The sequence below is a fragment of the Christiangramia sp. 3-2217-3z genome (assembly GCF_051195275.1).
In the GTDB taxonomy this organism is placed as follows: domain Bacteria; phylum Bacteroidota; class Bacteroidia; order Flavobacteriales; family Flavobacteriaceae; genus Christiangramia; species Christiangramia marina.
Genome location: NZ_JBNJLI010000002.1, coordinates 19,242 through 32,445, shown reverse-complemented (window position 1 = coordinate 32,445; position 13,204 = coordinate 19,242). Strand labels below are relative to the sequence as shown.

At 38.4% G+C, this 13,204-nt stretch carries 10 protein-coding genes and 2 tRNA genes; 8 read left to right on the top strand and 4 right to left on the bottom strand.

Features of this window, described 5'->3' with window-relative positions; translation table 11 throughout:
* The first annotated feature begins 109 nt into the window (after positions 1-109).
* Positions 110-1,246: a 2-amino-4-hydroxy-6-hydroxymethyldihydropteridine diphosphokinase gene (gene folK / locus ACSHZO_RS03480; RefSeq protein ID WP_298246192.1), complete on the top strand. Its 1,137-nt coding sequence runs from the start codon at positions 110-112 to the stop codon at positions 1,244-1,246.
* 1 nt (position 1,247) lies between these two features.
* On the opposite strand, the gene ACSHZO_RS03475 is transcribed toward folK, so the two are convergent.
* Positions 1,248-1,784 carry an RNA methyltransferase gene (locus ACSHZO_RS03475; protein ID WP_298246193.1) on the bottom strand — a complete coding sequence of 179 codons (537 nt, stop codon included), beginning with the start codon at positions 1,782-1,784 and terminating at the stop codon, positions 1,248-1,250.
* A 148-nt stretch (positions 1,785-1,932) separates the two neighbouring features.
* On the opposite strand from ACSHZO_RS03475, the gene ACSHZO_RS03470 reads away from it, so the two are divergent.
* The 5 genes from ACSHZO_RS03470 (at position 1,933) to ACSHZO_RS03450 (ending at position 7,263) form a co-directional block, all read left to right on the top strand.
* Complete coding sequence (locus ACSHZO_RS03470; protein ID WP_298246194.1) at positions 1,933-3,765, top strand: ABC transporter ATP-binding protein; 1,833 nt, start codon at positions 1,933-1,935, stop codon at positions 3,763-3,765.
* A gap of 3 nt (positions 3,766-3,768) precedes the next feature.
* The gene (locus ACSHZO_RS03465; RefSeq protein WP_298246195.1) at positions 3,769-4,194 is read left to right on the top strand and encodes a hypothetical protein; all 426 of its coding nucleotides are present in this window, start codon (positions 3,769-3,771) and stop codon (positions 4,192-4,194) included.
* 91 nt (positions 4,195-4,285) lie between these two features.
* A complete protein-coding gene (gene mutS, locus ACSHZO_RS03460; RefSeq protein ID WP_435066724.1) occupies positions 4,286-6,856 on the top strand; it encodes a DNA mismatch repair protein MutS in 2,571 nt (856 codons plus the stop codon).
* 232 nt (positions 6,857-7,088) lie between these two features.
* Positions 7,089-7,161, top strand: a tRNA-Gly gene (locus ACSHZO_RS03455).
* A 15-nt stretch (positions 7,162-7,176) separates the two neighbouring features.
* Positions 7,177-7,263: transfer RNA gene (locus tag ACSHZO_RS03450), tRNA-Leu, on the top strand.
* Positions 7,264-7,490: 227 nt separating this feature from the next.
* Here the strand turns inward: ACSHZO_RS03450 and ACSHZO_RS03445 are convergent.
* The 3 genes from ACSHZO_RS03445 to ACSHZO_RS03435 form a co-directional block, all read right to left on the bottom strand.
* Complete coding sequence (locus ACSHZO_RS03445; RefSeq protein ID WP_298246197.1) at positions 7,491-7,832, bottom strand: hypothetical protein; 342 nt, start codon at positions 7,830-7,832, stop codon at positions 7,491-7,493.
* 91 nt (positions 7,833-7,923) lie between these two features.
* A complete protein-coding gene (locus ACSHZO_RS03440; protein ID WP_298246198.1) occupies positions 7,924-8,226 on the bottom strand; it encodes an ion channel in 303 nt (100 codons plus the stop codon).
* A 168-nt stretch (positions 8,227-8,394) separates the two neighbouring features.
* Positions 8,395-8,589 (bottom strand): hypothetical protein, encoded by a 195-nt coding sequence (locus ACSHZO_RS03435; protein ID WP_298246199.1) that lies wholly within the window; start codon positions 8,587-8,589, stop codon positions 8,395-8,397.
* A gap of 435 nt (positions 8,590-9,024) precedes the next feature.
* Between ACSHZO_RS03435 and ACSHZO_RS03430 the strand changes: the two genes are divergently transcribed.
* Positions 9,025-11,943 carry a M16 family metallopeptidase gene (locus tag ACSHZO_RS03430; RefSeq protein WP_298246200.1) on the top strand — a complete coding sequence of 973 codons (2,919 nt, stop codon included), beginning with the start codon at positions 9,025-9,027 and terminating at the stop codon, positions 11,941-11,943.
* Between the two features lie 411 nt (positions 11,944-12,354).
* Entirely contained in the window at positions 12,355-12,696 is a 342-nt protein-coding gene (locus ACSHZO_RS03425; protein ID WP_298246201.1) for a hypothetical protein, read from the top strand.
* Positions 12,697-13,204: the final 508 nt, after the last annotated feature.

Below are 13,204 nucleotides of genomic sequence, written 5' to 3'. Positions count from 1 at the left end.
CAAATTTTTTTATTAAGTCTTGTTGCAAAATTAAGAGTATGTGCTTTTGTTTTGCTTAATTTGCTGTGAAATTATTTGAAGCTACCTATTAAAATTTTCTTAATCCGTTTTGAATTCCCCTAAAACAGTACTATTGGCCTTAGGTAGTAACCTTGGCGACCGTCTAGGTTATTTGCAAACTGCACTTGATCAAATTCATGAAAAGATTGGTTGGGTTCGGGAGGTTTCAGGTATTTACGAAACTCCGGCCTGGGGATTTGAAGGTAATTCATTTTTCAATGCCTGTACGAAGATCGAAACAAGGCTGGATCCGCAACAAATTCTAAAAAGTTTACAGAGAATAGAAAATGAACTGGGACGAGAGAGAAATAATTCCGGTGTCTATCAAAACCGGGTAATTGATCTGGATCTTCTAATTTTTGAAGATGAGATCATTCAGGTCGAAAACTTGCAGATCCCGCATCCCGGAATTCCAGATAGAAAATTCGTTTTACTACCGCTTCAGGATATTGCGGCTAAGGAAATTCACCCGGTTATTAAAAAATCTTATCGCGATCTACTGGCAGATACCAATGATACTTCAGAAATCAATAAGGTTTCAGAGAAATTAAATATTCCGGGTAAGAAGTATAATTTTCCTGGTTGTAATTATATCGCGGTAGAAGGAAATATTGGTGCCGGTAAAACGAGTTTTTCCACGATGGTTTCCGAAGATTTTAATGCAAAACTGATCCTCGAACGCTTTAAGGACAATCCATTTTTACCTAAGTTTTACGAGGACAAGGATCGCTATGCATTTTCATTGGAAATGTCTTTCCTGGCAGACAGGTATCAGCAACTCTCAGATGACCTGGCGCAGTACGATCTATTTAAGGACTTTATCATTTCAGATTATGACGTGTTCAAGTCGCTTATTTTCGCAAGAATAACACTTCATGAAGATGAATATTCACTGTATCACAAGTTATTTCATCTCATGTATAAGGAGTTGGTAAAGCCGGAACTTTATATCTATTTGTATCAAAATACCGACAGGTTGCTTCAGAATATTAAGAAAAGAGGCAGGGATTATGAGCAGAATATTCAACCGGAGTATTTGATTGAGATCAATAAGAGTTACCTGAATTTTATCAAGTCTCAAAGTAATATGAAGGTGCAGATCATCGATATTTCTGATCTGGATTTCGTGGCGAACCGGCAGGATTATTTAAAGCTTCTGGCCGAGATCGATAAAGCTGTAAACTAGTTTATCGCTGTAATTTCGAGAATAGATCCCATACTACAACCCCTGTGCTTACTGAAATGTTCAGAGAATGTTTGCTGCCCAGCTGAGGTATTTCGATAACCGCATCACTGGCAGTTACTACTTCCTGTTGCACACCTTTCACCTCATTCCCTAATATTACTGCGGAAGTCTGATCCTTTAAAGGTTCAAATTTATCCAACATTACAGCATTTTCGGCTTGTTCTATGGCGTAGACCTTTTTTCCTTCCTGCTGAAGTTTTGTGACAAGTTCAAGAGTATCTTCGACATATTCCCATGTGACAGTTTCCGTGGCACCCAGAGCAGTTTTTTGGATATCCTTGTGTGGTGGTCTGGCAGTAATTCCGCATAAATAGATCTTTTCGATCAAAAATGCATCGGCAGTTCTAAAAACCGATCCAATATTATTCAGACTTCTAATATTGTCCAGAACGATGATAATTGGAGTCTTGGTTGCTTCTTTAAATTCTGAAACCGTTTTCCGGTCCAGTTCTGCATTTTTAAGTTTCCTGTTGGCCATGTTGGCAAAAATAGCAAAACTTCAGAAGCAAATAGGGCTATCCAATTTCACAGCTTGTACAAATGTTAGGATTAAGTTGTAATTACGACCTAAGCAGCTCATTTTTTATCGCTTTCGCTTAAATTGCGAGGCATCCAAAAATTAGAATTTGCCAAGAAGAAAAAAGACCTTAGAAGCTAACAAGATCAATTTTAGAGAGAGTTTTGCCTCTCTAAAATTCATCCCCAGATTTTTTAAAGAAATAAGGAAAGTGAATCCATCACTTTTTTATGCTAATATTTTTGGTCGTGTTTTAAATGCGGTGTTACCGGTGATCATGCTTTTGCTGGGAAAATTAATCATTGATGAAGTGATCCTGCAAATAGGGAATGAATTAAAAGACCTGGATAGATTATGGATGCTGGTGGCGGCAGAATTTGGACTGGCTATACTTTCAGATCTGTTAAGTCGTGGGATTAGCTTAAGTGACGCACTTTTAGGCGATCAGTACTCTATTGATACATCGGTAAGAATAATAAAAAAAACTTCAGAGCTTAATCTGGATCAGCTTGAAGATTCTGAATTTTATGATAAACTGGAAAGAGCGCGGCAGCAAACCACGGGAAGAGTAGGATTAATGTCTAATATTTTAACCCAGGGTGAGGATGTTATTGTGATTATCTCCTTACTTGCCGGGGTCGTTGCTTTCGAGCCGTGGTTAATCATTCTTTTGATCGTTTCGATCATTCCTACCATCATTAACGAGATCAAGTTTAGCGGAACAAGCTATTCTCTGGCCCGAAGCTGGACCCAGGAAAGACGGGAACTTGATTACTTGCGTTATGCGGGTGCCAGTGATGTCACTGCAAAAGAGGTAAAGTTGTTCGGACTCTCAGATTACCTTGCGGGAAGATTTCAGAATCTATCAGCCAAATATTATAAGCAAAGTAAGAGCCTGGCGAAGCAAAGAGCTGGTTGGGGTTCAGTCTTTAATATTGTTGGAACAGGAGCCTATTATGGTGCTTATGTCTTTATCATCTTTAGAACCGTTGCCGGGATCTTCAGTATTGGTGACCTGACATTCTTATCTGGATCCTTCAATAGATTGCGATCTAAACTACAAGGTTTCTTCACCCGCTTTACTCAAATTACCGAGAGTGCTCTTTATCTTCAGGATTATTTCGAATTCCTGGATCTGTCTTTCAGTAATGAAAATTTAAAAGAAAAGCTTGAGTTACCAAAAGAGATCAAACATGGTTTCGAGTTCAAAAATGTCGGGTTTAAATATCCAAAATCTGAAAAATGGGTAGTAAGAAATATCAACTTTCATTTGAGAGCTGGAGAAAAACTGGCCTTTGTTGGAGAAAATGGGGCGGGAAAAACGACTTTGATCAAACTGCTTCTACAATTTTATGAACCTACGGAAGGGGAGATCTTACTTGATCACGTTCCAATTCAAAAGTATAACCAGGCGGCGTATCAACAATATTTTGGCGTGATCTTTCAGGATTTCGTGAAATTTGAATTGACGCTACGAGAGAACATTGCAATGGGTGAAATTGGAGAAATAGGTAATCAATCGCGAATAGATAGTGCTGCTCAGAAAAGTCTGGCGCAGGAAGTAGTTTCAGAATTACCGCTTGGCTATGCACAGCAGCTAGGGAAAAGATTTAAGAACGGGAAGGATCTTTCCGGAGGTCAGTGGCAAAAGATCGCGATCGCCCGGGCTTATATGAAAGATGCAGAGGTGCTGATCCTTGACGAACCAACTTCGGCTCTCGATGCCCGTGCAGAAACCGAGGCATTCCAGCGCTTTATTCAATTAACTCAGGGTAAAACTGCGGTGATCATTTCGCATAGATTTAGTACCGTGCGTATTGCAGACAGAATTATGGTATTAAAAGACGGTCAGGTAGAAGAAATTGGAACTCACCAGGAGTTGATGGTGAAGGATAAATTATATGCCGAGTTGTTTAATTTGCAGGCTGCGGGATATCAATAATATATGGAGTCGATGGAATTACAAACGATCAGACTTTTGCTTGATTTCGGACTTATGGTCCTGATCTGGATCGTGCAACTGGTTATATATCCTGGGCTTTGTCATTACGGGCAGAATGAACTTGGTGACTGGCATAAAAAGTACACCGGAAGAATTGGGGTGATCGTGGGGCCTTTAATGATCTTGCAATTGATCGTTGCGATTTGGCAATTTTTCCTACATCAGGGTGTTTATGAGATTACAAGCTTACTTTTTATAGTAGCATTATGGCTGCTGACCTTTCTTATTTTTGTGCCTTTACATAATGCGATCAAACCATCTGAAAGTTGCGAGCATATCACCGGGAAACTGGTTTCCAGAAATTGGTCCAGAACTATTTTATGGTCAGCACTATTTCTTTTAACGCTTCTTGTCGAAATTTTAGATTAAATTTTCGGACAAAGTCCTGAATCTTTACATTAGCATTCCATAAAATCCCGGAAAATTGGCAGAGAAGAAATCGCAGAAGGTGACTCCTTTAATGAAACAGTACAATAGCATTAAGCTGAAATATCCTGATGCCATGCTGCTTTTCAGGGTTGGTGATTTTTATGAAACTTTTGGGGAGGATGCAGTAAAGGCTGCGCGAATTCTCAATATCGTACTTACCAATCGTAATAATGGTGGTGAGCGCACGGAGCTGGCGGGCTTTCCTCATCATTCACTCAATACCTATTTGCCAAAATTAGTCAGAGCAGGTCAGCGAGTTGCGATTTGCGATCAGTTAGAGGACCCGAAAATGACTAAAACGATCGTTAAAAGAGGCGTGACCGAACTGGTTACTCCCGGGGTTGCGTTTAACGACGATATATTAAGCAGTAAATCGAATAATTTCCTTTGTGCGGTTCACTTCGGAAAGAAAAACCTGGGAATTTCTTTTCTGGATATTTCTACAGGTGAATTTTTATGCGCACAGGGAAATCAGGAATATATTGATAAACTACTTCAGAACTTTTCACCTAGTGAAATTCTTGTTCAGAAGAAGTACAAGAAGGATTTTACATCGGCTTTTGGTAAGGATCATCATTGTTTCTTTCTCGACGACTGGATCTTTAAAAGTGATTATGCTCATGAAACTCTCAACGATCACTTCGGAACAAAATCGCTAAAAGGTTTTGGTGTAGACCATCTTGAGGAGGGAATCGTTGCTTCTGGAGCCGTTCTCTATTATCTTGGTGAAACCAGGCATCATCGCCTTCAGCATATTGTTTCTTTAAACCGAATCGCGGAAGAGCAATACGTATGGATGGACAGGTTTACCATCAGGAACCTGGAATTGTATCATTCCAATGCGGCAAATGCTGTGACCTTGCTTGATGTGATCGATAAAACGATCTCACCAATGGGTGGCCGACTTTTAAAACGCTGGCTGGCACTACCGCTCAAAGATGCGAATCTTATAGAGCAACGACTGGAAGTTGTAGATTTTCTACTGAAGAATCCGGACAGGTTAGAAAGAATTCAGGAGCAATTAAGAGAAATGAGCGACCTGGAACGTCTAATTTCCAAGGTTGCTACGCAGAAGATAAGTCCGCGTGAAGTGAACCAGCTACGACATTCGCTGAATGCTATTATCCCAATTAAAGAACTCGCTCTGGAATGCGATAATGAAGCAATCAGGGTTATTGGGGATACTTTGAACAGCTGCGATCTGTTGCGTAGTAAGATTTCTGAAAGTATTACGGAAGAAGCACCGGTCAATGTTCAGAAAGGAAATGTGATCGCGAAAGGATTTTCTTCAGAATTAGATGACTTGCGGGCCATAGCTTTTTCTGGAAAGGATTATCTCGAAAATATGATCAAACGTGAAAGCCAGGAAACAGGCATTACATCCTTAAAGATCGGGAAGAACAATGTGTACGGTTATTATATTGAGGTTAGAAATTCACATAAAGACAAGGTGCCGGAAACCTGGAATAGAAAGCAAACCCTTGTAAACGCTGAACGTTATATAACAGAAGAACTTAAGGAATACGAATCTAAAATTCTTGGAGCAGAAGAGAAGATCCAGCAACTTGAACAGGAATTATTCTCAAAACTGATCTCCTGGATGGCGGAATATATTGATCCAGTACAGCGAAATGCAAAGTTAATCGCACGACTGGATTGTCTTGCTTCGTTTGCTCAACTGGCGAAACTGGAGAATTATTCCCGACCGTCTATCACCGATAGTCATGCACTGGCGATCGAAGAAGGAAGGCACCCAGTGATCGAGAAGCAGTTACCATCTGGAGAAGTTTATGTGACTAACAATGTTAATCTTGATCGAGAGGATCAGCAAATCATTATGATCACTGGTCCAAACATGAGTGGTAAATCGGCTATATTACGACAAACTGCGTTGATCGTTCTTATGGCTCAAATGGGGAGTTTTGTACCCGCGAAAGCTGCAGAAATTGGTTTGGTGGATAAGATCTTTACCCGGGTAGGAGCGAGCGATAATATTTCGATGGGAGAATCTACTTTTATGGTAGAAATGAATGAAACTGCGAGTATTCTGAATAATATTTCTGAAAGAAGTCTCGTGCTGCTTGATGAAATTGGAAGAGGAACTAGCACCTATGATGGGATTAGTATTGCCTGGGCGATTAGCGAGTATTTGCACGAACATCCGGCCCGGCCAAAAACATTGTTCGCTACACATTACCATGAGCTGAATGAGATGTGTGAAACCTTTAGCAGAATAAAGAATTACAATGTGTCGGTCAAGGAATTAAAGGACACTGTGTTGTTTCTTCGGAAGCTTGTGCCCGGAGGTAGTGAACATAGTTTCGGGATACATGTCGCAAAGATGGCGGGGATGCCGCAAATGGTTTTACATCGAGCGAACAAAATTCTTGCGAAACTAGAGGCTTCCCACTCGATGGAAGATTCTGGTGCGGTTATGAAAAGTTCTGCGGAAGAGGAAATGCAGCTTAGTTTTTTCAATCTGGATGATCCCTTACTGGAAGATTTGAAGCAGGAGCTATTGGGAATCGATATAGATACACTAACGCCTGTAGAAGCCTTGATGAAGCTGAATGAGATCAAGAGGATGCTCAGTAAGCAATAAGTATTTTTATGTGTTGCACTTTAAGTATGACAGTTAATTATTGCTGATGAACGAATTAAGTAAAAGTTGTTTAATTCCTCATTGCTGATAATGAAGAGGTAAGCATCGTGGCTGGAAAGAATTAGTTTTGAGTCAGCTTTTTTCTTAAATAATTCTTTGCTGTTATAAGATTTGTTTTAAATTTGCTTCCGCAATAAACGCTATGATAAAAAGCGTTTTGTTCTTTAAAATCGCGAAAATAGCTCAGTTGGTAGAGCGCCACCTTGCCAAGGTGGAGGTCGCGGGTTCGAATCCCGTTTTTCGCTCTTTAATAATTTTAAGCTCGGGTGGTGGAATTGGTAGACACGTTGGACTTAAAATCCAATGACCATTAGGTCGTACGGGTTCAAGTCCCGTCCCGAGTACCAAAGACCCTCTTAATCTGTTGATTTTGAGGGTTTTTTTCATGGCTTCCGCACAGAATTCATTATTTTGCTAAATTCAAAACAGAATTTATTGAACCATTAAGGATCCATCAGTAAGGTGTGATGCATTAACCGCAAACTCGAAATGGTTCTATACACTAATTCAAGAAGTTCCGATTTTCAATATTCTAAATAATTTATTTTCAGAATAAGTGACTTTCAATTTATGTCTATCGCTTCTGCGGAATAAATCTGTCCAGCTCCCGTTGCCATTGGGATGTCTGTATTACTTTCAAAATAGAACGATTTAGATCTTTGCGTAACTTACTATTATAACGGATTCCTAAGGCATATAGTCGGGGAATAAGTAGGATAGGTTGAACACGAAGACTGAGAGCTGCATCGCTATTTATATAATAATTAAGCTGCTGAATAATATGCTGCATGACATCAGCCTTTTTGGAGTTTTCGAGCTGTACACCATCTTCAAGATCAGAAACCTTTTGAAAACTTACTCTTTCTTCGTCTAAATATATAGATGCTATTGTTTCCTGCAATGCAAATACCTTCATGTCTCTAAGATCGGTTGGATTGCTATTTTTTTACTGGATGAACTCCCCATAATGGCGCTTACTAAAGATACAGTTAAGACTGCCGTGACCGTCATGGCGATAAGCATCCAGAAAAGTGCGATGACTCTGCCCCAAATGTTACCGGAGCCTTATCACCATATCCAATAGTAGTTATAGTAACGCCTGCCCACCAAAAACCTAAACCTATACCTTTTATTATTGAGCGTTCGCCTCCAAAATTTTCATCGTTGCTTCTGCGCTCTACAAAATACATGATGGTTCCTACGATTAGCAACAATACAGAAAGTACTAAAACTATGATCCAGAATCTTTTACTGAAAAAACTTTTAATAATGGCTCCAAGATCCATTGCCGGGGAGGTCGCTGCTCCCATATTCGCAGTATAATAAATATGACTAAAGTCTACCAGGCTGTCTTACTCTGTAGTTAGTTCACCTAAAAGTAAAATATCGACCTGTTTATCTTTTAGACTACTATTCGCTAATTCCGGATCGATTTCCTGGAAATCGAAACTATAATTTAGATCATCGGCAACATTTCTCTAAAGTCGGATGCTAATACCGTCCCAATTTCCCTTATTATCCTTGAACATGTAAGGTGCTTGTTCAAAAACGCCTACCTGAAGTTGCTCTATTTTCTTAATGGTAGAATCCTGCGGAATATTACTGGCTCTTATAAAACCTGGAAGCATTAAAAGTACAATCCCTATGAGTGGTGAAAAATTAAAGCGTGTCATTTAATAAATTATAAATTTCACATTTAAGATATCGTATAAGCCTCTAGATTCTCGGAAGATTTCGTTAAAACTGACATTAGTTTAAATGGACAAGTTTGAATGTCAGTAATTTAAGGAGCATTATTTTCTGCTGAAATGAGTTTATTACATTCTGAAAATTGCAACTCTTGTTGGGCTTTAGGCTATTTTTCTATTTAAAATTCAGAATGTCGAATGAAGCGGCTAGAAATTATTAGAAGACATTAGTAGAGGTAGTTTTGAGGATAGCTTATAATAATTAGAAATCATATCATAGTTTAGATTCCTGAATTGAAACCTCAATTTTTTATTGGTTTTTATATGATTTTCAATGATTACTTCAATTTATCTGAAAACTAGCAAAGTACAAGCGTGATTTTTATTAAATTCAGAAATCTTAACAAAAACATTAATTATATGACAAATGTCAGATTTAATATGAAAGCTTTAGCGCTTTCATTTACATTTTTGGCTGCAGTATCCTGTAAGGTTAAGGATACTCCGCAGAATATTTCCACAGGACCAGATCAGGCCATGGTGGAACAAGACACGGTTCAAGCCGAAGCAAGTGCAGACCTGAGTCTTGAATTCAAAAAGTATGAGCTGGAAAACGGCTTGAATGTTATTCTACACGAGGATAAGTCAGATCCTATTGTTTCCGTAGCGATTCAATATGGTGTTGGCTCTAACCGTGAGAAAAAAGGTAGAACAGGCTTTGCACACTTGTTTGAGCATATGCTGTTCCAGGAATCTGAAAATGTTCCGCAGGATCAGTTTTTCAAAACAATTCAGGATGTTGGTGGTACTTTAAACGGGGGAACCTGGCAGGATGGGACAATTTACTATGAAGTGGTGCCCAAGAATGCTCTGGAAACGGTACTTTGGTTGGAGTCTGATAGAATGGGCTTTTTGATCAATACAGTGACCGAAGCTGCTTTTGCCAATCAGCAGGAAGTGGTTCAGAATGAAAAAAGACAGCGTGTTGATAATAATCCTTATGGGCATACGGGTTGGGTAATAGACAAAAATATGTACCCTGATGGTCACCCATACAGCTGGCAGGTAATTGGAGAACTGGAAGATCTTCAGAATGCCACTGTTGAAGATGTAAAGGAGTTTTACGATAAATTTTATGGCCCTAATAATGCTACCCTTGTACTAGCTGGAGATTTTCAGGAAGATGAGGCTAAAAATCTTATTGAAAAATATTTTGGTGAGATTAAAAAAGGTCAGGAAGTAGAGCCATTAGAAACGCAATTGGTAACTCTGGATGAAACTAAACGTTTATATCACGAAGACAATTTTGCCACGGCGCCGCAATTAAATATGGTTTGGCCTGTTGTTGAACAGTATAGCGAAGATTCTTATGCGCTAAATTACCTTGGACAGATTTTATCCAACGGAAAAGATGCGCCATTATACGAAGTTCTTGTAAAGCAGAAAGAACTTACATCTCGCGCAAATGCGTATAATAGTCCGAGTCAATTAGCGGGTCAGTTCACTATTAATGTGACGGCAAATTCAGGAGTAGATCTTGATAGTATTGAAATGGGTATTGAAGAGGCTCTTGAACTTTTCGAACAAGAGGAAGTTACAGATTTTGATATTGAAAAGATCAAAGCAGGATTGGAAACAGATTTCTATAACGGTATTAGCAGTGTTCTTGGAAAGTCATTCCAGTTAGCTCGCTATGATGTTCTTGCTGGCGACCCTAATTTTTATAAGCAAGATCTGGAAAACATTAAAAATGTAACCAAAGAGGATGTGATGCGTGTCTATAATGAATATATCAAAGACAAGCCTTATGTAATGACCAGTTTTGTGCCGAAGGGTAAGACTGATTTAATTGCTGAAAATTCTGAAAAAGCTCAGGTTGTAGAAGAGAAAATTACTGAAAATAAGGAAACTGAAGTAGTAGAAACTAATACTGAAGAAGTTGAAAAAACTCCTTCAAATTTTGACAGATCTGTACAACCTGAAATGGGCAAATCTCCAAGTCTCAGTGTTCCTGAAGCGTGGAATACGGAACTGGCAAATGGTTTAGAAGTTTACGGAATCGAACAAAATGAATTGCCCCTGGTAACCTTTAGTTTGGTAATAGAAGGCGGACATTTGCTGGATGATCTTGAAAACAATGGTGTTGCTAATTTAATGAGTGATATCATGATGGAAGGAACGGCTAACAAAACTCCGCAGGAACTGGAAGATGCCATTGCGCTACTCGGTGCGAGCATTTATATGTATACAACCAATGAATCTATCGTCATTCGCGGAAACTCTTTGAAAAGAAATTTTTCAAAAACCATGGATCTCGTTGAAGAAATTCTATTGGAACCAAGATGGGATGAAGAGGAATTAGCAAGGATTAAAACCAGTACGATCAATGGGATAGAAAGAAATGATGCAAACCCTAATGCCATTGCAAACAGGGTTTACAATAAAATTCTTTATGGTGAGGATCATCCATTCGCTTATACTACTTCAGGTACGAAAGAAGATGTGGAAGCGGTTAGCATGGAAGACCTGAAGCAATTCTATTCTGAAAACCTTTCACCTTCTGTGGCAAGATTACATGTAGTTGGTGATGTAAATAAAGCTGAAGCTTTGGCGGCAGCTGAAGGTCTTAAGAATAACTGGGAAGCGAAAGAAGTAACTATTCCAGATTTTCAGATCCAGAATAATCGTGAAAAGGCATCTCTGTATTTTGTAGATGTACCAGATGCAAAACAATCCATCATAAATATCGGATACATTGCGATTCCAAGAACTAATGAGGATTACTATCCTTTGGAAGTGATGAACTACAAATTAGGTGGATCCTTTTCAGGGAATGTAAACCTAATTCTTAGAGAGGAAAAAGGATATACTTATGGAGCACGTTCTGGTTTTAGTGGATCTAAAATTCCAGGAACCTTTACGGCATCGTCTTCTGTTAGAACAAATACTACAGGAGAATCAGTAAAGATTTTCAGAGATGAAATTTCTAAGTATAAAGATGGGATTTCGCAAGAAGACCTACAATTCACTAAAAACGCATTGATCAAGTCAAACGCACGCCGATTCGAAACTCAAGGATCGCTTTTAGGAATGTTACAGGAAATGAGTGCCTATGATCTTGATTCAAATTATATCGAGAAAGAAGAAAATGTTGTTAATAATATGACTTTGGAGCAACATCAGGAATTGGCGAAGCAGTATCTGGATGAATCAAAGATGGCCTATCTTGTTGTTGGAGATGCTAAGACTCAGTTTGAACAATTTAAAGATATGGACTTTGATGAAGTAAAACTTCTGAATAAAGAAGGTGAAGAAATCAAGATGGAGGACGTTAAGTAATCTTCCTTTTATTTCTGAACAAAAAAACCTGCCAGAACTGGCAGGTTTTTTTGTTTTTGACAGGAGATTCAGGTAATGGATACTTACGATTACAATTAAAATAGAATCTTCTTTTTTAATTGCCTTGTTCTTCTGAATATAAAAGTCTAAAAACCCATAGTTGCAATTGCAATACAGTCTAATTCCGTTTTATGCAATTAATGTTCAACACAGCTCCTAATCGATACTGTACAAATTTGGTTGATAGTATCAGGGATTAATTTATTTTCTTATCCGGCAGTATTGAATCGGTTTCATTATCACTTCATCTTAAATATAAGGCTTTCACAGAAGTTAAAATTAAGATTTCTTTAGGAAATCATGTTTAACTTCTTTTAATTAGTATTACTCGAAAGTTAAAGACTTGTTAATATGAAGCGATACACATTGACCCTAGATAATCTTCAGGATGGTACCATGGCGACAGACCTGAGACAAAGCACTTCTATAGACTTTATTAATACATTGAGAGATAAGAAACTTATATATATTAATGACCGCGGACAGGTTTATCTAACTAATAAAGGTAAACTGGCCAACAGGTTGGGGTTTCAGCGGTATTTCAAAATGGAAAAGGAACAGCAGGAATTATTTGAGCAGGAACTGGAAACCATTCAGGTTGAAAATAGAGGTCTTCTCATGATCTTTTCAGGAATGATTATTAGTCTTCTACTTATCATTGCATTCTGGATAATTGAACTTCAAACTTTATAATATCAATCAGTAGTTTAAAAACATTAAAATTTAACCGAATTCTATTAAATGATCTTCCATTAGTAGGATAAATTGCCGGATGAAATTTTACTACCTCAGTAAACAAACGAACAGAGATGGCGTTATGTCTATCCACGCGGATAGCTGTACACAACTCCCTTCAATTCTTGAACGGGTTTACCTGGGAATATACGATAATAGTAGGCTGGCTTCAGAAGCAGCTTTAATTAAATATCAGGTTTTGAACCTCGATACTTGCAGTTGTTGCAGATAATCTAATTTTATCAGTATAACATTCACGGATCCCTCAAGACTTTTGCAGAGCGAGATACTCGCAATTATATCAAATGTACAACCTACCTCTTTTTGTACTTTTTTGGTGTGGATCAGAAATCATTCTTAGATATGAGGAAGTCGCCTTCACAAGGGGCTAATTTCTACCGATATTTTTTTACATTCTAACAACTTATACTTCCTTGGCTTCCTCACATTTTATACTTCCAACCAT

What these genes read in the sequence shown, in the direction of transcription:
- ACSHZO_RS03475 (WP_298246193.1), bottom strand. Translation starts at nt 1,784, where the DNA reads ATGGCCAACAGGAAACTTAAAAATGCAGAACTGGACCGGAAAACGGTT.
- ACSHZO_RS03465 (WP_298246195.1), top strand. Translation starts at nt 3,769, where the DNA reads ATGGAGTCGATGGAATTACAAACGATCAGACTTTTGCTTGATTTCGGA.
- mutS (WP_435066724.1), top strand. Translation starts at nt 4,286, where the DNA reads ATGAAACAGTACAATAGCATTAAGCTGAAATATCCTGATGCCATGCTG.
- ACSHZO_RS03445 (WP_298246197.1), bottom strand. Translation starts at nt 7,832, where the DNA reads ATGAAGGTATTTGCATTGCAGGAAACAATAGCATCTATATATTTAGAC.
- ACSHZO_RS03440 (WP_298246198.1), bottom strand. Translation starts at nt 8,226, where the DNA reads ATGGGAGCAGCGACCTCCCCGGCAATGGATCTTGGAGCCATTATTAAA.
- ACSHZO_RS03435 (WP_298246199.1), bottom strand. Translation starts at nt 8,589, where the DNA reads ATGACACGCTTTAATTTTTCACCACTCATAGGGATTGTACTTTTAATG.
- ACSHZO_RS03430 (WP_298246200.1), top strand. Translation starts at nt 9,025, where the DNA reads ATGACAAATGTCAGATTTAATATGAAAGCTTTAGCGCTTTCATTTACA.
- ACSHZO_RS03425 (WP_298246201.1), top strand. Translation starts at nt 12,355, where the DNA reads ATGAAGCGATACACATTGACCCTAGATAATCTTCAGGATGGTACCATG.